The organism is Cypionkella sp. PAMC25878 (genome assembly GCF_058135695.1).
Genome location: NZ_CM176871.1, coordinates 1,303,878 through 1,324,980 on the forward strand (window position 1 = coordinate 1,303,878; position 21,103 = coordinate 1,324,980).

A 21,103-nucleotide genomic window follows, 5' to 3' on the forward strand; every position below is an offset into this window, starting at 1 on the left:
TGCGTTATCGCCGGATGTTTCAGCCCAGGAGTTGGCCCGGCGATGATGGATTATTTCGACCTGACGTTCAACGCGCAGGAAACCGCGTCGCATTTGATCAAGCTGGTGCTGGCCTATCTGCTGGCTTTGCCGATTGGTTGGAACCGCGAGAAGGAAGAACGCAGCGCCGGGATTAGGACGTTTCCACTGGTGGCGATGGCGGCTTGTGGTTTTGCGATCATCGCGATTGGGGTGTTGGGTAAGGACAGCCCGGAGCAGGCCAAGGTTTTGGAGGGGTTGATCACCGGGGTTGGTTTTATCGGTGGTGGCGCGATTTTGAAGCAGGGCGTGCAGGCGCGTGGCACGGCGACGGCGGCGAGCCTGTGGGGCACCGGGGCTTTGGGCGCTGCGGTGGGCTATGGGTTGGTCGATATTGCGGTGATTTTGAGTGCGGTGACTTATGTGGCTTTGCGAATTCTGTCGCCCCTGAAGGATGTGGTGCGCAACGATTCAGCGACGCAGGCTGCTGGGGGTGAGGTTGAGCTGAGTGCGGAAGGCACGGGCAAGGCTTGAAGCCGAGGAAAAGCCGCAGCGCAGCGCCACTTCGGCAAGCGGGTGGCGGGTGTCGGTGATCATCCGGCGGGCGGCGGCGAGGCGTAGGGTCAGGGCGTAGGTCGCGGGCGGGAGGCCTAGGTTTTCTTGGAAGATTTGCTCAAGGCGGCGCGGCGATAGGCCGATGGCGGCGGCGGTTACTGCTGTGGTTTCAGGGGCGTCTAGCGTGGCTTCCATGCGGGCGATGGCAGTGGAAACGCGCGGATCTAGCCTTGGATCGGGGATTGTGCGGGTCATTTGTGGCTCGGACCCATCGCGGGCGGTGGTGATGAAAGAGGCCGCGACTTGCAGGGCCAAGGCGGGGCCGTGGCGGGCGCGGATCAGGTGCAGCATCAGATCGCAGGCAGGTGCCGCGCCGCCTGCGGTGAAGCGGTTGCGGTCGATCACAAAGCGGTCGGGGGCGGTGTCGATCTGCGGATGGGTGGCGGCGAAATCCTCAAGGTCTTCCCAGTGAACGGTGGCCTTAAAGCCGTTCAATAGCCCTGCGCGGGCAAGCACCCAGGCGCCTGCGTCGATGCCACCGATGGCTTTGAAGCGGGGGGCGGCGCGGGAGAGGTCGCGGATCAGGGGCTGGGTGGCAGAGTGGGATTGCTGGAACCCAGCGATGACGATGAGGGCGTCGGCACCCTCGGCGACCGTCAGCGGGCCGTTGGAGGGCAACTCAATACCGCAGGTGAGCGGCACGGCTTGGCCGTCGGGGGTGACGACCCGCCAGCGGTAGGCGTCGTGGCCGAGGTGGCGGTTGGCGGAGCGCAAGGGGTCTAGGGTGGAGGCGACTTCAAGGATTGAGGATTGTGGGAGGACCAATAGGGCTAGGGTCAGCGGCGCAGCTGAGGCTGCGAAGATGGATGCGTCGATTTTTGCGGGTTTTGTCATGAATATTGCGTAAATCGTCAAGCGTGGCGCTGCAAGCCCGCTATGCTGCCCGCAATCGAATTGGAGGATTCCCATGCCCTTGGCCATGAACCGCGAAGTTTTCATCACCGCCGCCATCACCGGATCGGGCGGCACGCAGGATCGCAGCCCGCATGTGCCGCGCTCGCCTGAGCAAATTGCGAAATCGGCGATTGATGCGGCGAAGGCGGGGGCGGCTGTGGTGCATTGCCATGTGCGTGACCCGGAAACCGGCAAGCCTAGCCGCGATTTGGCTTTGTATCGCGAGGTCACTGAGCGTATCCGCGATTGTGGCACCGATGTGGTGCTGAACCTGACGGCGGGGATGGGCGGCGATTTGCTGTTTGATGGCACCGAAAAGATGGGCCAGATGGCGGGCCATTCCGACATGATCGGGGCCACCGCGCGGGTGGCGCATGTGGTGGAATGTCGGCCCGAGATTTGCACGCTCGACTGCGGCACGATGAACTTTAATGAGGCCGATTATGTGATGGTCAACACCCCCGGCATGTTGCGGGATATGGCCAAGCGGATGACGGCGGCGGGGGTGCGGATTGAGATTGAGGCGTTTGACACCGGGCATCTCTGGCTGGCGAAAGAGCTCGCGCGTGAAGGCGTGATCCCGGCGCCGACCTTGGTGCAGCTGTGCATGGGCGTGCCGTGGGGCGCGCCGGACGATCTGAACACCTTCCTTGCGATGGTGAACAATGTCCCCACCGATTGGCATTGGAGCGCCTTTGCGATTGGCCGCAACCAAATGCCCTATGTCGCGGCCTCGGTCTTGGCAGGCGGCAACGTCCGGGTCGGGCTGGAAGATAACCTGTGGCTGGACAAAGGTGTGCTGGCCACCAACGCGCAACTGGTGGAGCGGGCAGTGACGATCATCTCGAACCTTGGGGCGCGGGTGATCACGCCTGCGGAGGTGCGGGCGAAACTGAAGCTGGAGAAGCGCGCGCCGTTGGCGAAATGAGGGTGGTTTGGTCCAAGGCCAAGTTGACGGCTGTCGCTGTCTGCATTGTGCTCGCAGCCTGCGTTTCCACGGTTAACTGGGTGACGCCGAATGGTCAGCCTTTGGGTGGCGTCAAATGTCTCTGGGAAGCAACTTCCGCCGTAGCTGACGGGCCTAGCGTTTGCCGTTCTAGGGAGATCAGAGAAACCCCCAAAGACATCGCGCAATGCAAGGCAGAAGGAGGTCGGGACGGCATTTATTCGATGCTAGATCCCGGAACTTACGCCTGTGACTATCCCGCTGCTGACGCTGGTAAAGCCTGCAAGACATCAGCAGATTGCGACATTGCTTGTGATGCAGACGATCATCAGTGCCGCGCATATTCTTCCTTAGGAAGAACGATCAATGAAGACGGCTATGTCCAAGACGCTGTGGAATGACCAATCAGCCAAAATGAAGGAAAGACGATGACAAAAAAAGCAGCGATCATTGGTGGTGGGGTTATTGGCGGCGGCTGGGCGGCTCGGTTTTTGCTCAACGGCTGGAATGTATCGGTGTTCGATCCCGATCCGCAGGCAGAGCGTAAGATCAGCGAAGTGATGGCGAACGCGCGGGCGTCGCTGCCTGCTCTGAGTGATATTCCGATGCCTGCCGAGGGTAAGCTTTCCTTCGCGCAGACCATCACCGAAGCCGTGGAAGGCGCGCATTACATTCAGGAATCGGTGTCAGAGCGGCTGGATTTGAAGCATCGGGTGTTTGCACAGATCCAACAATCGGCGGAATTGGGCACTCCGATCGGGTCTTCGACCTCTGGCTTCAAACCTTCCGAGTTGCAGGAAAACGCGGCGAACCCGGCGACGATTTTCGTGGCCCATCCGTTCAACCCGGTTTACCTGCTGCCGCTGGCCGAAGTGGTGCCGTCGCCGAAATCTGACCCTGCAGTGATCGAGAATGCCAAGCTGATCCTGAAAGAGATCGGCATGTTCCCGCTGCATATCAAAAAGGAAATCGACGCCCATATCGCCGACCGTTTCCTTGAAGCGGTGTGGCGCGAGGCGTTGTGGCTGGTGAAGGATGGCGTGGCGACCACGGAAGAAATCGACGAGTCGATCCGCATGGGCTTTGGTCTGCGCTGGGGTCAGATGGGGCTGTTTGAGACCTATCGCGTCGCGGGTGGCGAGGCGGGCATGAAGCATTTCATGGCGCAGTTCGGGCCGTATCTGACCGCCCCTTGGACCAAGCTGACCGACGTTCCCGAGTTCAATGACGCGTTGGTTGACCTGATCGCGGGCCAGTCAGATGCGCAATCGGGGATGCACTCGATCCGCGAGTTGGAGCGGATTCGCGACAGCAACCTGATCGGCTTCCTGCGTGCGTTGAAGGATCGCAACTGGGGCGCGGGCAAGGTTCTGCGCGAACATGACGCCGCCCGCGCGGTGGCGTTCCATGCGGAAATCGACAGCGCCCCGAAGGATGCGCCCTTGGTGATGGCGCAGATGCAGGTGTTGCCGGGATGGATCGACTACAATGGCCATATGACCGAGAGCCGTTACTACTTCGCCAACTCGGAAACCGTCGATGCCTTCCTGCGGCTGATCGGGGCTGGGATGGACTATGTGGCGGCGGGGAACTCGTTCTACTCGGCAGAAACCCATATCCGGCATCTGGGCGAGGCCAAGCTTGGCGACAAGCTGACGGGCACGTTGCAGATTATTTCGGCGGACGAGAAGCGGTTCCGTAGTTTCGTGCGGATCATGAAGGGCGAGGAATGTGTCGCCACGATTGAGCAGTTGTGCCTGCATGTGAATATGGCTTCGGGCAAATCGGCGCCTGCCTCGGCTGAGGTTTGGGCGAAGTTGAAGTCGATTGCCGAGGCGCAAGCCGGGCTGTCATTGCCGGAAGGTGCAGGTCGGGCTGTGGGGCAGAAGAAATGAAAACCGTTCTGATCACCGCAGGCGCGAATGGCATTGGTCTGGTGATGGCGAAAGCCTTCGCCGAGGCGGGCTATCGCGTCTGGGTGACGGATGTGGACGCAGCCATGGTGGCCGCATTGCCGCCGGGCATTCGCGGCTCGGTCTGCGATGCCAGTCTTGAGCCGGGGATGCAGGCTCTGTTCGAGCAGATCGCAGCGGAATGGGGCGGGCTGGACGTGCTCTGCGCCAATGCCGGGATCAAGGGGCCGACGACGGCGATTGAAGATATGGATTTGGCGGCGTGGCATCAGTGTCTTGCCGTCAATCTCGATGGCGCGATGCTGGCGGCAAAACATGCCGCAAGGCTGATGAAACCAGCGGGCAAGGGCGTGATGATCTTCATGTCCTCGACTGCTGGGCTTTATGGCAACCCATTCCGCGCGCCCTATGTGGCGGCGAAATGGGGCGTCATCGGCTTGATGAAAACCGTGGCGATGGAATTGGGTCCGCATGGCATCCGCGCCAATGCGATCTGCCCCGGTTCGGTGAATGGCCCGCGCATTGACCGGGTGATTGAGGCCGAGGCGGTGGCCAAGGGCATGACGCCCGATGCGGTGCGCCAAGGCTATGCTTCTGGCACCGCTTTGAAACGGCTGACCGACCCCGAAGATGTGGCGGCGATGGCGCTTTATTTGGCCTCTGACGGCGCGCGCATGGTTTCAGGCCAAGCTCTGGCGGTCGATGGCATGACCTACAACGTTGATCCGTAAGGAAATAAGATGAATTTCGGCCTGTCTGAAGAACAGCAGATGATTATCGACACCACCCGCGCCTTTGTGGAGAACGAGTTGTTCCCGCATGAGGCCGAGGTGGAGCGCACCGGGGTTTTGCGGCATGATCTGATGAAGGAAATCTCCAAAAAAGCCGTCGAGGCGGGGCTTTATGCGGCCAACATGCCGGAGGATGTCGGCGGGGCTGGCCTCGATACCCTGACGTGGCTTTTGTATGAAAAAGAGTTGGGCAAGGCGAACTATGCTTTGCACTGGAACTGTGTGGCGCGCCCTTCAAACATCCTTCTGGCGTGCACGCCAGAGCAGCGCGAGAAATATCTGTTCCCTTGCATCCGCGCCGAAAAGCACGACTGTCAGGCGATGACGGAGCCCGGATCGGGGTCTGATCTGCGCAGCATGAAGGCATTTGCGAAGGCGGACGGCGGCGATTATGTGCTGAACGGCACCAAGCATTTCATCAGCCATGCTGACGTCGCGGATTTCGCGATTGTCTGGGTAGCGACGGGCGAGGAAGACACGCCGCGCGGCAAGAAAAAGCTGATCACCGCGTTTCTGGTCGATAAAGGCACGCCGGGATTCACCGTGCGCGAGGGCTACCGCAACGTCAGCCATCGCGGCTACAACAACATGATTTTGGAGTTTGATGACTGCCGTTTGCCGTCCAGCCAGATCCTCGGTGAAGTCCATAAGGGCTTTGAAGTGGCGGGGAAATGGCTGGGTGCAACCCGACTGCAAGTGGCCTCGACCTGCTTGGGCCGTGCGGAACGTGCGTTGGGCCATGCGATTTCCTATGCGGCAGAGCGTAAGCAGTTCGGCCAGCAGATCGGCAAATTCCAAGGCGTCAGCTTCAAACTGGCCGATATGGCGATGGAGTTGAAAGCGGCGGAATTGCTGACACGCGAGGCCGCTTGGAAATACGATCAGGGCACGGTGACGGAAGCCGATATGTCGATGGCCAAGCTGAAAGCCAGTGAAGTGCTGGCGATGATCGCGGATGAGGCGATCCAGATTCATGGCGGTATGGGCTTGATGGACGAGTTGCCGCTGGAACGCATCTGGCGCGACGCGCGGGTGGAGCGTATCTGGGAAGGCACTTCGGAAATCCAGCGCCATATCATCAGCCGCGAGTTGTTGCGGCCCTATGGCGCCTAACGAAAGTCCAGATTTATGAGCGATATCAAGCGGCCGGTGATCACCCTGAGCTATTGCACGCAATGCAACTGGCTTTTGCGCACGGCTTGGATGGCGCAGGAACTGCTGTCTACCTTCGGGCAGGACATCGCCTCGGTCACGCTGATCCCGGCGACGGGCGGGCTGTTTCAGATCACGCTGGACGGTGAGGTGATCTGGGATCGCAAAGAGCGCGGCGGTTTCCCGGATGTGAAAGTGTTGAAACAGATGGTGCGGGATCGGGTGTGGCCAGAGCGGGATCTGGGCCATATCGACCGCGCTGGTAAGACCGAAGGATAGTGAATGGCCAATCTTGACCGCCTGCTGCGACCCCGCAGCATTGCCGTGCTGGGCGCAGGTTGGGCGCTGAACGTGATCGAGCAATGCCGCAAGATGGGGTTTGCCGGGGATATTTGGCCGGTGCATCCGACCAAGGCCGAGATTGGCGGCTTGCGGGCCTATGCGTCGCTGGCCGATCTGCCCGAAGCGCCGGATGCCACGTTTATCGGGGTCAACAGGTTTGCGACGATTGAAGTGGTGGCGGAACTGGCGGCGATGGGGGCGGGCGGGGCGATTTGCTTTGCCTCTGGCTGGACCGAGGCTGGCGAGCCGGAGTTGCAGGCGCGGTTGATCGCGGCGGCTGGCGATATGCCGATTTTGGGGCCGAACTGCTATGGGGTGATCAATTACCTCGACGGCGCGCTGCTTTGGCCGGATCAGCACGGCGGGATTCCGGTGCAGACCGGAGTGGCTTTGGTCAGCCAATCCTCGAACATCGTGATCAATCTCGGTATGCAGAAGCGGGCTTTGCCGGTGGCTTATGTGGCATGTCTGGGCAATGCGGCGGTGGTGGGTTTGGCCGATCTGGCGGGCGCATTGCTGGACGATCCGCGCGTGACTGCCTTGGGGATGTATATCGAGGGCATTGACGATGCGGTGGCCTTTGCCGCTTTGGCGGAACGTGCGCGGGCGATGGGCAAGGGGGTTGTCTGTATTAAGTCCGGCAAGACGGAGTTGAGCCGGACGGCGGCGGCTTCGCATACCGCATCCTTGGCGGGGGGTGGAGCGGCGTCGTCGGCGTTTCTGCGCCAGATCGGCGTGGCCGAGGTGAATACGCCGTCGGAACTGATTGAGACTTTGAAGATTTTCCATGTGCATGGGCCGCAGATTGGTTCACGGATTTGCAGCCTGTCGTGCTCGGGCGGCGAGGCGGGGTTGGTGGCGGATTTGGCGGCACCTTATGGCATTGATTTCCCGCCCGTGCCGCAGGCGACGCATGACCGGCTGTTCAAGGTGCTGGGCGAAATCCCGACGATCTCCAACCCGCTGGATTATCACACGTTTATCTGGGGTGACGGGCCGAAAACCACCGAAGTTTTTACCGCGATGCTAGAGGCTTACGACGCAGGCCTCTATATCATCGACCCGCCGAGGAATGACCGCTGCGATCCGGCGGGCTATCAGCCTGCCTTGGAGGCTATTGTGTCGGCGCAGAAAACCAGCGGCAAGATTGCTTTGCCTGTGGCTTCGATGCCCGAGAATTTCGATGAGCGCCAAGCGATTACCCTGATGGATCAGGGTATTGTGACGCTGATGGGGCTGGAGACGGCACTGGCTGCGGTGAAGGCGGCGCAGGTGGCCCCGGGCGTTTCGGGGTGGCGGCCTGCCAAGGCACTGCCACCGCGCGACAGCCGGATGTTGTCGGAGGCCGAGGGGAAAACTTTGCTGGCGCAGGCGGGCGTCGCGGTGCCACGGGCGGTTTCGGGGACGTTGGCCGAGGTGGTTGCGGGGGCGGCGGGGTTGACCGCGCCCTATGCTTTAAAGGGGCTGGGGTTTGCGCATAAGACCGAAGCGGGGGCGGTGCGCTTGGGGCTGTCTTCGCTGGAAGGGCAGGCCGAGATGCCGGGGGCCACGGGCTATCTGGCCGAGGAGATGGTGACGGGCGCGGTAGGGGAAATCCTGCTGGGGCTGCGGCGTGATCCGATTTATGGCGTCAGTTTGACCTTGGGCATGGGCGGGGTCACGGCAGAAGTGCTGGCCGATACGGTGACGTTGATCCTGCCTGTGAGCGTGCCGCAGGTGCTGGAGGCAATGCGTGGCTTGCGGCTGTGGCCGCTGCTGGATGGCTACCGGGGGCGCACCAAGGCTGACATGCAGGCGGTGGCCGAGATTGCCGTAGCCTTGGGCGATCTGATGCTGGCCGATGCGCGTTTGGAAGAAATTGAGATTAACCCGATCCTCGTGCGGCCCGAAGGGGCGGTTGCGGTGGATGCATTGGTAAGGATGGCTTGAAGATGGAAATGCGAACCGAAGGCCCGATCAAGACCCGGCGCGAGGGGGCCATTCTGGAGGTCACGCTGGACAGCCCGAAAGCCAACGCGATCAGCCTGAAAACCAGCCGGGTGATGGGGTTGGTGTTCCGCGATTTCCGCGACGATGACTCTTTAAGGGTATGTATTCTGCGCGCGGCGGGGGAGAAATTCTTTTGCCCCGGTTGGGATTTGAAGGCTGCCGCAGAGGGCGACGCGGTGGATGGCGATTACGGCGTGGGCGGCTTTGGCGGCTTGCAGGAATTGCCGAACCTGAACAAGCCGGTGATCGCGGCGGTGAACGGGATTTGCTGCGGTGGCGGTTTGGAACTGGCGCTGTCAGCTGACCTGATCCTGTGTTCGGCCAACGCGACCTTTGCCTTGCCGGAAATCCGCTCGGGCACTGTGGCCGATGCCGCCAGCATCAAGCTGCCCAAGCGCATCCCCTATCACGTCGCGATGGATTTGCTGCTGACCGGGCGTTGGTTTGATGCCGAGGAAGCGCATCGCTGGGGAATTGTGAAGGAAATCACCTCATCCGCGGATCTGCTGCCGAAGGCTTGGGATCTGGCGCGGTTGTTGGAATCTGGCCCGCCGCTGGTCTATGCAGCGATCAAAGAAGTGGTGCGCGAGGCGGAAAACATGCGCTTCCAAGACGCATTGAACCGCGTCACCAAGCGGCTGCTGCCGACGGTGGATCGCTTGTATGCGTCCGAGGATCAGTTGGAAGGGGCAAAGGCTTTTGCCGAAAAACGTGATCCGGTTTGGAAGGGCAAGTAAGCTACATATCGGAGAAATCCGCATCCTCATAGAATGGGCGGATTTCGATTTCCGACGGGCCGGGCATCGGGTTGGGGCAGCGTGTCACCCAATCCACCGCCTCGGCCATATCTTTGACCTCCCAAATCCAGAAGCCCGCGATCACCTCATTGGTGGCGGCGAAGGGGCCATCGGCGATCGTGCGTCCGGTGCCGTCAAAGCGAACCCGTTTGCCGAGTTTCGATGGCTTTAGCCCACCCATCGCGCGGGTGATGCCTGCGGCTTCGAGTTCGTCGTTGAACGCCCCCATGGCCGCCCATGCCTCGGGTGTGGGCATCAGGCCGAGTTCGCTGTCTGCGGTGGATTTGACGATCACCATGACGCGCATTTGACACCTCCGTTCGCGCCAAAGCATAGCAAACTTGCTGCAAAAAACTGCGCGCTAATGCGTGCTGGACAGTTTCATCAGCACCAAGCCGCTGACGATCAACGCGGCGGCGATCAGGCGCATCGGGGTCGCAGCCTCACCCAAGAACACGATGCCAAGGATGAAGGCGCCAACGGCACCGATGCCGGTCCAGATTGTGTAGGCGGTCCCTAAGGGTAGGCTGCGCATCGCCACAGCCAGCAGGCCAAAGCTGGCTGCCATCGCGACCAGCGTGATCAAGCTGGGGGTAAGTTGGGTGAAGCCTTCGGATTTCTTCATATAATAGGCCCAGACGACCTCAAGAACTCCGGCGATTGTCAGATAAATCCAAGCCATAGGGCCCTCATCAGCAAACCGGGCCGTCCCGAAGCGGTGCAGATGCCGCAGGCCGTCCTGCGCTTGGTGAATATGGCGGCGCGGGTGCTGGGATGCAAGAGTTGTGGGATGCAAGAGCGGGGCGTTTAGAAATACCGACATATTTTGTCGTATCTTGGCAAGGGGCCGCGTCATTGCCCAGTTACAAACGCAAGGCCCACCCCCCGGTGCGGCGCGAAGGGGCCGGATATGCAGGATACGGATTACATCATTGTGGGCTCAGGCTCGGCAGGCTCGGTGCTGGCCGAGCGTTTGACGGCATCGGGGAAACACAAAGTCACCGTGCTGGAAGCTGGCGGCACCGATCGGCGATTTTATGTGCAGTTGCCGTTGGGATACGGCAAGTTGTTCTACGATCCGGCGGTGAACTGGATGTATCAGACCGAGCCTGATCCGGGACTGAACGGGCAGCGCGATCACTGGCCTCGGGGGAAACTGCTGGGGGGGTCATCGAGCATCAACGCGATGGTCTATATTCGCGGCCATAAGGACGATTACGCCGAATGGGGGGCAGAGAATCCGGGCTGGGGCTGGGACGAATGTCTGAGCGCCTATAAGGCGATGGAGGATACCGAGGCAGGCGGGGATGATTGGCGTGGCAAGGGCGGGCCGTTGTTTATCTCGGAAAACCGCAAGGGGCTGCATTGGCTGGTTGACGATTACATCAAGGCCTGCGGGCAGGCGGGGCTGGCCTATAACCGCGATTTCAACGGCGCCGAGCAGGAAGGTGCCGGCACCTATCAGATGACGATCAAGAATGCTCGGCGCAATTCGGCGGCGCGGGCGTTTTTGCGGCCTGCGATGAAGCGGTCCAACTTGCAGGTTATCACAAACGCACAGGTGACGCGGGTGCTGTTTGAGGGCAAGCGCGCGGTGGGGGTGGAATATCTGCGCGAAGGCGTGCGCTGCGCGCTGCGCTGCAATGCTGAGGTGATTTTGGCCGGGGGGGCGATCAACTCGCCGCAGTTGTTGCAACTGTCAGGCGTGGGGCCGGGGGCATTGCTGGCGGGGCTGAATATCCCAGTATTGCTCGACAATCCGAATGTCGGCGACCATCTGAGCGACCATCAGGGCATCAACTACACATGGCGGATGAAAGTCGCGACCTACAACGATTTGCTGCGGCCGTGGTGGGGCAAGTTGTTCGTCGGCGCGCAGTATTTCCTGACCCGGGGCGGGCCGCTGGCGAAGTCGATCAACCACGCGGGCGGGTTTTTCAAGACCAGTGCCGATTTGGACCGGCCGAATATGCAGTTGTATTTGCAGGCGTTCTCGACGCTATTGCCGAAGGCGGGGGAACGCCCCTTGCTGACGCCAGACCCATTTCCCGGCCTGTCGATCGGGCTTTCGAACTGCCGCCCGACCTCGCGCGGGCGTATCTATATCAACTCAGCCGATCCCTTGGCGCATCCGGTGATCACCGCAAATGCGTTTTCAACCGAACATGATGTGGCCGAGATGCTGGCGGCGGTGAAATACCTGCGCCATATCGCGGCGCAGCCTGCTTTGGCGAGCATGATTGCTGAAGAACTGCGCCCCGGCCCCGCTGTGCAAAGCGATGAAGATCTGATCGCCGATTTCCGCCAACGCTCTGGTACCGTCTATCACCCCAGTTGCACGGCGCGGATGGGGCGCGATGCGGCGACGTCGGTAGTGGATGCAGGGTTGAAGGTGCATGGCGTGCAAGGCCTGCGGGTGATTGATGCCAGCGCCTTCCCGAACCTGATCGCAGGCAACACCAACGCGCCCGCCATGTTGATGGGCTGGGAGGGTGCGGAGCGGGTCTTGGCCGACGCGCGCTGAACCTAAAACAGGGTGCCGCCTCGGGGCCCATCGAGGGCCCTCTCTGCGGCGCTGCCGGGGAATGGGTCTGGGGCGTTGCGTGGGATTTCAGGTTGGACGCTCCGCGGGGAGTATTTCAAAAAGAGCAACTGCTTTGGATTTGCTCTTTTCGAAATACTCCCGCCGGAGGCTTCCACAGAGGAGCCGATACAGTCGTATCAGATTAAAATCCAACAGCGCCGCCACACGAATTTCGTCGTCTTTGAAATTCGCCTTGGTTACTCCCCGCGCGGGAAGCGTTTGTTGTCTTCCAGCACGTTCAGATCCATGTGGTTGCGCATATACCGCTCGGATGCTGCACGCAGGGGCTGGTGATCCCAGGGGTAATAGGCCCCGTTGCGCAGGGCCTCGTAGACCACCCAGCGGCGGGCTTGGCTCTGGCGGACTTCGGCGTCATAGGCGGGAATGTCCCAGCGGTCTTGCGTGAGGGTTTGGAAATGGGCGAGGACTTCGGCAGCGCGGGGGTCGGCTGCCAGATTGAGGTTTTCTTCTGGGTCCGATGCGAGATCGAAAAGCTGATCGGGGTCAGAGGGGCAGTGGATGTATTTCCATGCGCCCAGACGCAGCGCGACCATGGGGGTGATGCTGCCTTCGGCGGCGTATTCCATTGCTACGGGGCTGGTGCGCGGGGCGCCTTTGGCCAGAGGCAGCAGGCTTTCGCCGTCGGTCCAAGGCATGACTTCCTCCATCGAGATGCCCGCCAGATCGCAGAGGGTTGGCGTCAGGTCGATGGTCGATACCGCCGTGTCGATGCGTTTCGGCTCCAGACCGGGGGCTGAGATCATCAGCGGGACGCGGGAGGCGCCTTCAAAGAAGTTCATTTTGAACCACAGGCCTTTGCGGCCCAGCATCTCGCCATGGTCGGAGACGAAGATCACAATGGCTTCTTGGCGGGTGGCCTCAAGCGCCTCAAAAATCTCGCCGATTTTGGCATCGACGTAGGAGATATTGGCGAAATAGCCTTGGCGGGCGCGGCGGATATGCTTGGGCGTGACTTCAAGCCCGCGCCAGTCGCAGGCGTCCATCAGGCGTTGCGAATGCGGGTCCATGTCTTCATAGGCCAGCGGTGTTGGCGGTTCTAGTTCCGGCGCGTCGTTGTAGAGATCCCAGTATTTCTTGCGGGCGACGAAGGGGTCGTGCGGGTGGGTGAAACTGGCGGTCAGGCACCATGGGCGGGGATCGAGGCCGCGCGAGAGGTCGTAGATTTTCTGCACCGCTTGGTGGCAGACGTCATCATCGTATTCGAGTTGGTTGGTGATTTCGGCGATGCCTGCGCCGGTCACTGATCCGAGGTTGTGATACCACCAGTCGATCCGCTCACCCGGTTTGCGGTAGTCTGGAGTCCAGCCGAAATCGGCAGGGTAGATGTCGGTGGTCAGGCGTTCCTCAAACCCGTGCATCTGGTCGGGGCCGACGAAGTGCATTTTACCCGAGAGACAAGTGTAATACCCCGCGCGGCGCAGATGGTGGGCGTAGGTGGGAATATCCGAGGCAAACTCGGCGGCGTTGTCATAGACGCGGGTGCGACGTGGCAAAGCACCGGACATGAAGGCGGCACGGGCCGGGGCGCAGAGCGGCGAGGCGGTGTAGGCATTGGCAAAGCGCACCGAATGATCGGCGAGGCGCTTCAGGTTGGGCGCGTGCAGGAAGGCGGCGGGGCCATCGTCGAACAGCGTCCCGGTCAGCTGATCTACCATGACAATCAGGATATTTGGGCGGCTGGGCATGGCGGATCCTCTGCAGTTTTCGGGGTTGCGCCAAAGTGGTGCCGCGCTTGGGTTTGCCTTGCAAGGGGCATTTGACGCGAATGTGACGCGACGTCGCAAACGGGGTCTAAAGCGCCGCTTGAAGGACGGATTTCAACACCTTAGCATCGCCTGATACGCGCGCAGCGCATGAGGGATCTGGATGAAAATTGTAACCGAGTTTCCCTTTGCGATCACCGACGATCCCGACATGGGAATCGTGCTTTCCGACGGCTGCCGTTTGTCGGCGAGGGTGTGGCGGCCCGAAGGTGCGGGGCCCGTGCCTGCGGTGCTGGAATATATCCCCTACCGCAAACGCGATGGTACTTTGCCGCGCGACGAGATGATGCATGCCTATGTCGCAGGCCACGGCTATGCCTGCGTGCGCGTCGATATGCGCGGCAATGGCGACAGCGATGGGCTGATGACGGACGAGTATACCATTCAGGAACTCACCGACGCGTGTGAGGTGATTGAGTGGCTGGCGGCGCAGGAGTGGTGCTCGGGCGCGGTGGGGATGATGGGCAAAAGCTGGGGCGGCTTTAACTGCCTGCAGACGGCGTTTTTGCAACCCCGGGCGTTGAAGGCGGTGGTGTCTGTGTGCTCGACCACCGACCGTTTTGCCGATGATATTCACTACAAGGGCGGCTGTTTGCTGGGCGAGAATTTCGGCTGGGGGGCGGTGATGCTGTCTTATTCCAGCCGTCCGTCGGACCCGGTGCTGCGGCCTGACTGGCGCGCGGAGTGGTTGAAACGTTTGGAGAATGAGCCTTGGCTCGCGCCGCGCTGGGCCGAGATGCAAGAGAAGAACGATTACTGGAAGCATGGCTCGGTGTCCGAGGATTACAGCCGCATGACGGTTCCGGTGCTAAGCTGGGGCGGTTGGGCGGATAACTATATGAACACCGTGGCGCATCTGGTCGAGAATGTACCAGCGCCCGTGCAGGGCATTGTCGGGCCTTGGGTGCATCAATATCCGCATACGGCGGTGCCGGGGCCGGCGATTGGGTTTCTGCAGGTGGCTTTGCGCTGGTGGGATCGCTGGTTGAAGGGGATTGAGAATGGCGCGGAGCATGATCCGGCCTATCGCGCCTATATGATCCATTCTGAGGCACCGGATGCATCGGCGAAGCATCGGGCGGGGCATTGGGTGGCGGAGGCGGCTTGGCCTTCGGCGCGGGTGTCGCGGGTTGTGTTGGCGCTTGGCGCTGGCGCTGGGGAGAGCGGGGCGCCCTCCCCAGACCCCTCCGGCGGTGTGCTGGGGGCTGTGGTTGGGCAGGGCTTCTCGGTTCGGGTCAACACGCCGCAGCAGTTGGGGATGCACACGGGGGAGTTCTTCCCGATGGGCCTAAATGCTGAGATGCCGGGGGATCAGGCGAGCGATGATGCGTTGTCGGTGTGCTTTGATGGTACGGTTCTGAGCGCGCCGCTCGATCTGCTGGGCGCGGCGCGGTTGTCGCTGACGCTGTCCAGCGATCAACCTTTGGGCTTCGTGGTGGCACGGTTGTGCGATGTAGGGCCGGATGGATCATCGGTGCGGATCGCGCATGGGATGTTGAACCTGTGTCATAGGGGTGGTATGGAAGACCCAGCGCCAATGCCTGTGGGGCAGGTGGTTGAAGTGGCGTTTGACATCGACCAGATGGCGTATCGCTTGGCTGCGGGGCATCATCTTCGCTTGGCTTTGTCCACAACTTATTGGCCGTTCCTTTGGCCCTCGCCCGAGGCTGCTTTCTTGACCGTGACGGCGGGCAGTCTTGATTTGCCGGTGCATCAGGGCAGCGAAAATGAATGGACGCCGCCAAGTCCTGAAGGCGCAAAGTCGTGGGCGCATCGGGTGCTGCGTGCGGGTAAGACCACGCGCAAGATTGAAACTGACTTGATTTCGGGCACAACTGCCTTGGTGATCAGCGATGATCTGGGCGATGTGGAGAACCTCTCGCACGGGCTTTGCACCGGGGAGTCTATGACGGAACTGTGGGAAATCCACCCCGATGATCCGTTGTCGGCGCGCGCTGTGCATACTTGGGAGCAGCGGCAATCTCGGGGCGATTGGTCTGTGAAAACAAACGCTTGGGCCGAGATGACCGCCACTGCCAGCCATCTGCATCTGAAAGCCAGTCTGACCGCTTGGGAAGGCGACACCAAGGTGTTTGAACGCCACTATGACGACAAGGTGCCACGCCGATTTGTTTAACCCGCGCAGGGCAAGAATCGTTGCCAGAACGGAAATGCACGGGTTACTGATTGGGTAATCAACAAAAAACGGCCCACAAAACCGGGGCCTTCTAGGGAGACTAAAATGTCGAATGAGCTGAACTATCTACTCGCCCGTGCCGCCAAAGGTCTGATGAGCCGTCGTGAATTCGTCGGCCGTGCGGGGGCTTTGGGCGTGTCTGCGGCTTTGGCCTCGACCTTGCTCGCCTCAGCTGCCCGTGCGGAAGAACCGAAAAAGGGCGGTCTGTTGCGCGCAGGGATGCAGGGAGGCGAGAGCACCAACTCGCTCGACCCAGCGCTGGCGGCCTCGGAAGTGCCTTTCGCGGTGAACATGATCTGGGGCGAAATGCTGCTGGACGTGAATGCCAAGGGCGAGCTGGATTACCGGATTGCTGAAGAAGTCTCGTCCAGCCCGGACGCGATGGAGTGGAAGTTCAAGATCCGCAAGGGCGTCGAATATCACGACGGCAAGACCGTCACCGCCGATGACGTGGTCGCCACCCTGAAACGTCACACCGATGAGAAATCGCAGTCGGGCGCTTTGGGTATCGTCAAGGACATCATCGACATGAAGGCCGAGGGTGACATGGTCACGCTGAAGCTGAAGTCGGGCAATGCCGACTTGCCGTTCCTGATGGCGGATTACCACCTGATCATCCAGCCCGGCGGCGGTATTGATAACCCGACCGCAGGCATCGGCGCTGGTCCCTATAAGATCGTCGCCAACGAGCCGGGCGTGCGCCATACCTTCACCAAGCATGCCAATTATTTCGACAGCACCATGGGCCATGCCGATGATGTCGAGATCATTGTGATCAACGACAACACCGCCCGCACCTCGGCTTTGCAGGCCGGTCAGATCCATATGATGAACCGGGTTGATCCGAAGATTGTCGAACTGCTGAAAGGTGCGCCGGGGATTTCGATTCAAGCCGTAGCTGGCCGTGGTCACTACGTCTTCATCATGCATTGCGACAAGGCACCGTTTGACAACAACGACCTGCGGATGGCGTTGAAACTGTCGGTCAACCGGCAGGAAATGGTTGACAAGATCCTTGGCGGCTTGGGTTCGCGCGGCAACGACTTCCCGATCAACGCGGCGTATCCGCTGTTTGACGACACCATTCCGCAGCGCGAATATGATGCGGCAGCGGCGGCTGAGGCCTATAAGAAATCCGGCCATGATGGCTCGCCCATCGTGCTGCAAGTGGCGGCGGGTGCCTTCCCCGGCGCGATTGAAGCAGCCCAACTGTTCCAGCAATCGGCCAATGCGGCGGGTATCCCGTTGGAAGTTAAGCGCGAGCCGGATGATGGCTATTGGTCGAACGTCTGGAACGTCGCGCCTTTCTGCGCCAGCTATTGGGGCGGGCGTCCGGTTCAGGATCAGATGTATTCCACCGCGTATCTGTCGACGGCGGATTGGAACGATACCAAGTTCAAAGACCCGCATTTCGATGAGGTGTTGGTTGCAGCTCGCGCCGAGTTGGACCAGACTAAGCGCAAGGCGGAATATTCGGAACTGGCAAATCTGGTGCGCGACAACGGCGGTTTGATCTGCCCGATGTTCAACGATTTCGTTGAGGCCAAGCGTGAGGAAGTTGGCGGCTGGCAGGCGGACCCGAACGGTGAATTGATGAATGGCCGCGCACTTGCCAAGTGCTGGCTGAACACCTGATCGCCGCATGCACCCGGTCGTAAAACTCGTGACCCAGCGTTTGGCGCTGGGTCTGCTGCTCATGCTGGCAGTCTCGGCGCTGATCTTCTTTGGCGTTGAGGCTTTGCCGGGCGATACCGCGCAAGCCATGCTCGGCCAATCGGCGACGCCCGAGGCTTTGGCCAACCTGCGCGAGAAAATGGGGCTGAATGAGCCGGTGCTTTGGCGCTATGGCCATTGGCTGTATGGGTTTGTCACCGGGGATATGGGCGTCGCGTTGACCAATGGCGAGGATATCGCCAAGTCGATCGGTTCGCGTCTGGGCAACACGCTGTTTCTGGCGTTCTGGGCGGCGCTGATTTCGGTGCCTTTGGCTATTTTGCTGGGGCTGCTGGCGGCCCGCTATAATGGGCGCTGGCCGGACCGGTTGATTTCCGGCGTGACGCTTGCCACCATCAGCTTGCCCGAGTTTGTGGCGGGCTATCTGGTGCTGTATTTCCTTGCCGTGAAACTGCAACTGTTCCCCGCCATGTCGATGGTGTTCCCCGGCATGGGAGTGTTTGAGCGGTTGCAGGCGATCATCCTGCCCGTCATCGTTTTGGTGATGGTGGTGCTGGCGCATATGATGCGGATGACCCGGGCGGCCATTCTGAACGTGATGCAATCGGCCTATATCGAAACCGCCGAGTTGAAGGGCCTGTCGCCGCTGACGGTGATCTGGCGGCACGCGTTTCCGAATGCGATTGCGCCCGTGGTCAACGTGGTGATGCTGAATTTGGCCTATCTGGTGGTGGGCGTCGTCGTGGTTGAGGTGGTGTTTGTCTATCCCGGCATGGGGCAATATCTGGTCGATCACGTCACCAAGCGCGACCTGCCGGTGGTGCAGGCCTGTGGAATGATCTTTGCCGCCGTTTACATCGGGCTGAACATCCTGGCGGATGTGGTGTCTATTCTGGCCAACCCAAGATTGAGGCACCCGAAATGAGGCGTATTCCACTTTCCGCCCTGCTCGGTCTGATCCTGACCGGGGGCTTCTTCTTCATCGCCATCTTCGCGCAACTGATCGCACCCTATAAGATGGATGAGCTGGTCGGTGGCGTCTGGGACCCGATCTCGGCGGCACATTGGCTGGGCACCGATTCGATTGGCCGTGACCTGCTGACACGGATGATCTACGGCGCGCAGGTGACGATTTTTGTCGCCACGTGTTCGACAATCCTGTCGTTTGTGACCGGATCGGTGTTGGGCTTTCTGGCGGCGACGGCGGGCGGTTGGGTCGATCAAGCTTTGTCGCGGTTCATAGATTTGATCATGGCGATCCCGACGCTGATCCTGTCTTTGGTGATCCTGACGGCAGTCGATGTGACCACGCTGAACCTGATCCTGGTGATGGGCTTCTTGGATGCGACGCGGGTTTTCCGTTTGTCGCGTGCCGTGGCTGTCGATATTACCGTGATGGATTATGTCGAAGCGGCGCGCCTGCGCGGTGAAAAACAGGGCTGGATCATCTTCTCGGAAATTCTGCCCAACGCTCTGTCGCCCTTGGTGGCGGAATTGGGCCTGCGCTTCATCTTCGCGGTGCTGTTCATCTCGACCCTGTCGTTCCTCGGTTTGGGCGTGCAACCGCCTTTGGCCGACTGGGGCGGCTTGGTGAAGGAAAACTCGGCGGGTCTGGTTTATGGCATCCCTGCAGCACTGGCCCCGGCGATTGCGATTGCGGCGCTGGCGATCTCGGTGAACTTGGTGGCGGATTGGGTGCTGTCACGCACCACCAGCTTGAAAGGCGGTCGCGGTGCTTGATCAAGCGAAACCCAACCTTTTGGAAATCAAGAACCTGCGGATCGAAGCGACCTCGTATCCACCCGGCGAGGCACCCCGCAAAGTCGTGCTGGTCGATGATGTATCGGTGTCAGTAGAACAGGGCAAAGTGCTGGGGCTGATCGGCGAATCCGGTGCCGGCAAATCCACCATCGGGCTGTCGGCGATGGCTTTTGCGCGGGGCGGTGCGCGTCTGGCAGGCGGGCAAATTCTGCTGAACGGCCGCGATATTCGCAGTGCTGGCCCGAGTGATCTGCGGTCTTTGCGTGGTCGGGAAGTCACCTATGTTGCTCAGTCGGCTGCGGCGGCGTTCAATCCGGCCAAGCGGCTGATGGAGCAGGTGATTGAAACCTCGCTGCACCACAAGCTGATGACACGGGCCGAGGCAGAGGCCCGCGCGGTCGATCTGTTCCGCAAACTCGGCCTGCCCAACCCCGAGACATTCGGCACTCGCTATCCGCACCAAGTCTCGGGCGGGCAGCTGCAACGCGCGATGACGGCGATGGCTTTGTGCCCGAAGCCTGACCTGGTGGTGTTTGACGAGCCGACCACCGCGCTGGATGTGACGACGCAAATCGACGTGCTGGTGGCGATCAAAGCCGCGATCCGCGATACCGGGGTGGCGGCTTTGTATATCACCCACGATCTCGCGGTGGTGGCACAGGTCGCCGATGATATCCTCGTGCTGCGCGGCGGCAAGAAGGTCGAATACGGTACAACCGATCAGATTATCAACGCGCCCCAGCAGGCCTATACGCAGGCGTTGGTTTCGGTGCGCTCGATTGACCACGTTGAAAAAGCCGACACCGCCCCGGTGCTGTCGGTCGCCAATATCACCGCCCGCTACAGAGGCACCAATTTTGACGTGCTGAAGAATGTCACCGTCGATCTGTCGGCTGGCCAAACCCTCGCCGTGGTGGGGGAAAGCGGTTCGGGCAAATCCACCCTTGCCCGTGTGATCACTGGTCTTTTGCCAACAGCGCAAGGTCGCATCACCTTCGCAGGCCGCATTTTGTCGCCCGATCTGGCCAGCCGCTCAAAGGATGATCTGCGCGAATTGCAGATGATCTACCAAATGGCGGATACCGCAATGAACCCGCGCCAGACCGTTGGCACCATCATCGGGCGACCCCTAGAGTTTTACTTCGGCCTGAAAGGCGACGCCAAGCGCAAGCGCATCCAAGAACTGCTGGAAGAAATCGAAATGGGCGCGGGCTTTATTGATCGCTACCCCGCAGAACTTTCCGGCGGCCAAAAACAGCGCGTCTGCATCGCTCGCGCCTTGGCGGCCAAGCCCAAGTTGATCATTTGCGATGAGGTGACTTCGGCGCTGGACCCGCTGGTCGCCGATGGCATCCTGAAGCTGCTGCTGTCCTTACAAGCCCGCGAAGGCGTCGCCTATCTGTTCATCACCCACGACCTTGCAACGGTGAAAGCCATCGCCGACAAAATTGCGGTGATGTATCGCGGCCAAGTCGTGCGCTATGGCAGCAAAACCGACGTGCTTACGCCGCCGTTCGACGATTACACTGACCTCTTGCTGTCCTCGGTGCCCGAGATGAAACTCGGCTGGCTGGAAGAGGTGCTCGCCTCGCGCAAAATGGAAAGCGGCGGCAACTAAAGCCCGAACCAAGGCTTTCACATTGGCC

18 protein-coding genes are annotated in these 21,103 nt (G+C 60.7%); 14 read left to right on the forward strand and 4 right to left on the reverse strand.

From position 1 onward, the window contains the following. The first annotated feature begins 42 nt into the window (after positions 1-42). Complete coding sequence (locus ACS5RD_RS06115) at positions 43-552, forward strand: MgtC/SapB family protein (RefSeq protein ID WP_489930444.1); 510 nt, start codon at positions 43-45, stop codon at positions 550-552. Here ACS5RD_RS06115 and ACS5RD_RS06120 read toward each other — a convergent pair. Beyond that, the gene (locus tag ACS5RD_RS06120; RefSeq protein WP_489930445.1) at positions 490-1,467 is read right to left on the reverse strand and encodes a GlxA family transcriptional regulator; all 978 of its coding nucleotides are present in this window, start codon (positions 1,465-1,467) and stop codon (positions 490-492) included. The two genes, ACS5RD_RS06115 and ACS5RD_RS06120, sit on opposite strands and share 63 nt — an antisense overlap. A 73-nt stretch (positions 1,468-1,540) precedes the next feature. Here ACS5RD_RS06120 and bcoG point away from each other — a divergent pair, with 73 nt between their 5' ends. The 7 genes from bcoG (at position 1,541) to ACS5RD_RS06155 (ending at position 9,397) form a co-directional block, all read left to right on the forward strand. After that, the gene (gene bcoG, locus ACS5RD_RS06125; RefSeq protein ID WP_489930446.1) at positions 1,541-2,455 is read left to right on the forward strand and encodes a 3-dehydrocarnitine:acetyl-CoA trimethylamine transferase BcoG; all 915 of its coding nucleotides are present in this window, start codon (positions 1,541-1,543) and stop codon (positions 2,453-2,455) included. A gap of 446 nt (positions 2,456-2,901) precedes the next feature. Further along, entirely contained in the window at positions 2,902-4,368 is a 1,467-nt protein-coding gene (locus tag ACS5RD_RS06130) for a carnitine 3-dehydrogenase (RefSeq protein ID WP_489930447.1), read from the forward strand. After that, complete coding sequence (locus ACS5RD_RS06135; protein WP_489930448.1) at positions 4,365-5,117, forward strand: SDR family oxidoreductase; 753 nt, start codon at positions 4,365-4,367, stop codon at positions 5,115-5,117. Before ACS5RD_RS06130 ends, ACS5RD_RS06135 begins: the two co-directional genes overlap by 4 nt. Before the next feature lie 9 nt (positions 5,118-5,126). After that, complete coding sequence (locus ACS5RD_RS06140) at positions 5,127-6,290, forward strand: acyl-CoA dehydrogenase family protein (protein ID WP_489930449.1); 1,164 nt, start codon at positions 5,127-5,129, stop codon at positions 6,288-6,290. A gap of 15 nt (positions 6,291-6,305) precedes the next feature. Next, entirely contained in the window at positions 6,306-6,608 is a 303-nt protein-coding gene (locus tag ACS5RD_RS06145; protein ID WP_054005253.1) for an Rdx family protein, read from the forward strand. A 3-nt stretch (positions 6,609-6,611) separates the two neighbouring features. Further along, positions 6,612-8,600 carry an acetate--CoA ligase family protein gene (locus ACS5RD_RS06150; RefSeq protein ID WP_489930450.1) on the forward strand — a complete coding sequence of 663 codons (1,989 nt, stop codon included), beginning with the start codon at positions 6,612-6,614 and terminating at the stop codon, positions 8,598-8,600. Positions 8,601-8,602: 2 nt separating this feature from the next. Beyond that, positions 8,603-9,397: a carnitinyl-CoA dehydratase gene (locus ACS5RD_RS06155; RefSeq protein WP_489930451.1), complete on the forward strand. Its 795-nt coding sequence runs from the start codon at positions 8,603-8,605 to the stop codon at positions 9,395-9,397. 1 nt (position 9,398) lies between these two features. On the opposite strand, the gene ACS5RD_RS06160 is transcribed toward ACS5RD_RS06155, so the two are convergent. After that, the gene (locus ACS5RD_RS06160) at positions 9,399-9,764 is read right to left on the reverse strand and encodes a YciI family protein (RefSeq protein ID WP_489930452.1); all 366 of its coding nucleotides are present in this window, start codon (positions 9,762-9,764) and stop codon (positions 9,399-9,401) included. 54 nt (positions 9,765-9,818) lie between these two features. Beyond that, complete coding sequence (gene sugE / locus ACS5RD_RS06165) at positions 9,819-10,139, reverse strand: quaternary ammonium compound efflux SMR transporter SugE (RefSeq protein ID WP_054005249.1); 321 nt, start codon at positions 10,137-10,139, stop codon at positions 9,819-9,821. A gap of 228 nt (positions 10,140-10,367) precedes the next feature. On the opposite strand from sugE, the gene ACS5RD_RS06170 reads away from it, so the two are divergent. Continuing rightward, a complete protein-coding gene (locus ACS5RD_RS06170; protein ID WP_489930453.1) occupies positions 10,368-11,981 on the forward strand; it encodes a GMC family oxidoreductase in 1,614 nt (537 codons plus the stop codon). Positions 11,982-12,238: 257 nt separating this feature from the next. Here ACS5RD_RS06170 and betC read toward each other — a convergent pair whose 3' ends face one another. Beyond that, positions 12,239-13,747 carry a choline-sulfatase gene (gene betC, locus ACS5RD_RS06175; protein ID WP_489930454.1) on the reverse strand — a complete coding sequence of 503 codons (1,509 nt, stop codon included), beginning with the start codon at positions 13,745-13,747 and terminating at the stop codon, positions 12,239-12,241. A gap of 181 nt (positions 13,748-13,928) precedes the next feature. Here betC and ACS5RD_RS06180 point away from each other — a divergent pair, with 181 nt between their 5' ends. From ACS5RD_RS06180 to ACS5RD_RS06200, 5 genes are all read left to right on the forward strand, one after another. Next, positions 13,929-15,962 (forward strand): CocE/NonD family hydrolase, encoded by a 2,034-nt coding sequence (locus ACS5RD_RS06180; RefSeq protein ID WP_489930455.1) that lies wholly within the window; start codon positions 13,929-13,931, stop codon positions 15,960-15,962. A 105-nt stretch (positions 15,963-16,067) separates the two neighbouring features. After that, complete coding sequence (locus ACS5RD_RS06185; protein ID WP_489930456.1) at positions 16,068-17,657, forward strand: ABC transporter substrate-binding protein; 1,590 nt, start codon at positions 16,068-16,070, stop codon at positions 17,655-17,657. Positions 17,658-17,664: 7 nt separating this feature from the next. Beyond that, positions 17,665-18,621 (forward strand): ABC transporter permease, encoded by a 957-nt coding sequence (locus ACS5RD_RS06190; RefSeq protein ID WP_054005244.1) that lies wholly within the window; start codon positions 17,665-17,667, stop codon positions 18,619-18,621. Continuing rightward, positions 18,618-19,436, forward strand: coding sequence for an ABC transporter permease (locus ACS5RD_RS06195; protein ID WP_489930457.1), 819 nt, complete (start codon positions 18,618-18,620; stop codon positions 19,434-19,436). Before ACS5RD_RS06190 ends, ACS5RD_RS06195 begins: the two co-directional genes overlap by 4 nt. Next, complete coding sequence (locus ACS5RD_RS06200) at positions 19,429-21,075, forward strand: ABC transporter ATP-binding protein (protein WP_489930458.1); 1,647 nt, start codon at positions 19,429-19,431, stop codon at positions 21,073-21,075. Before ACS5RD_RS06195 ends, ACS5RD_RS06200 begins: the two co-directional genes overlap by 8 nt. The last annotated feature ends 28 nt before the right edge of the window (positions 21,076-21,103 follow it).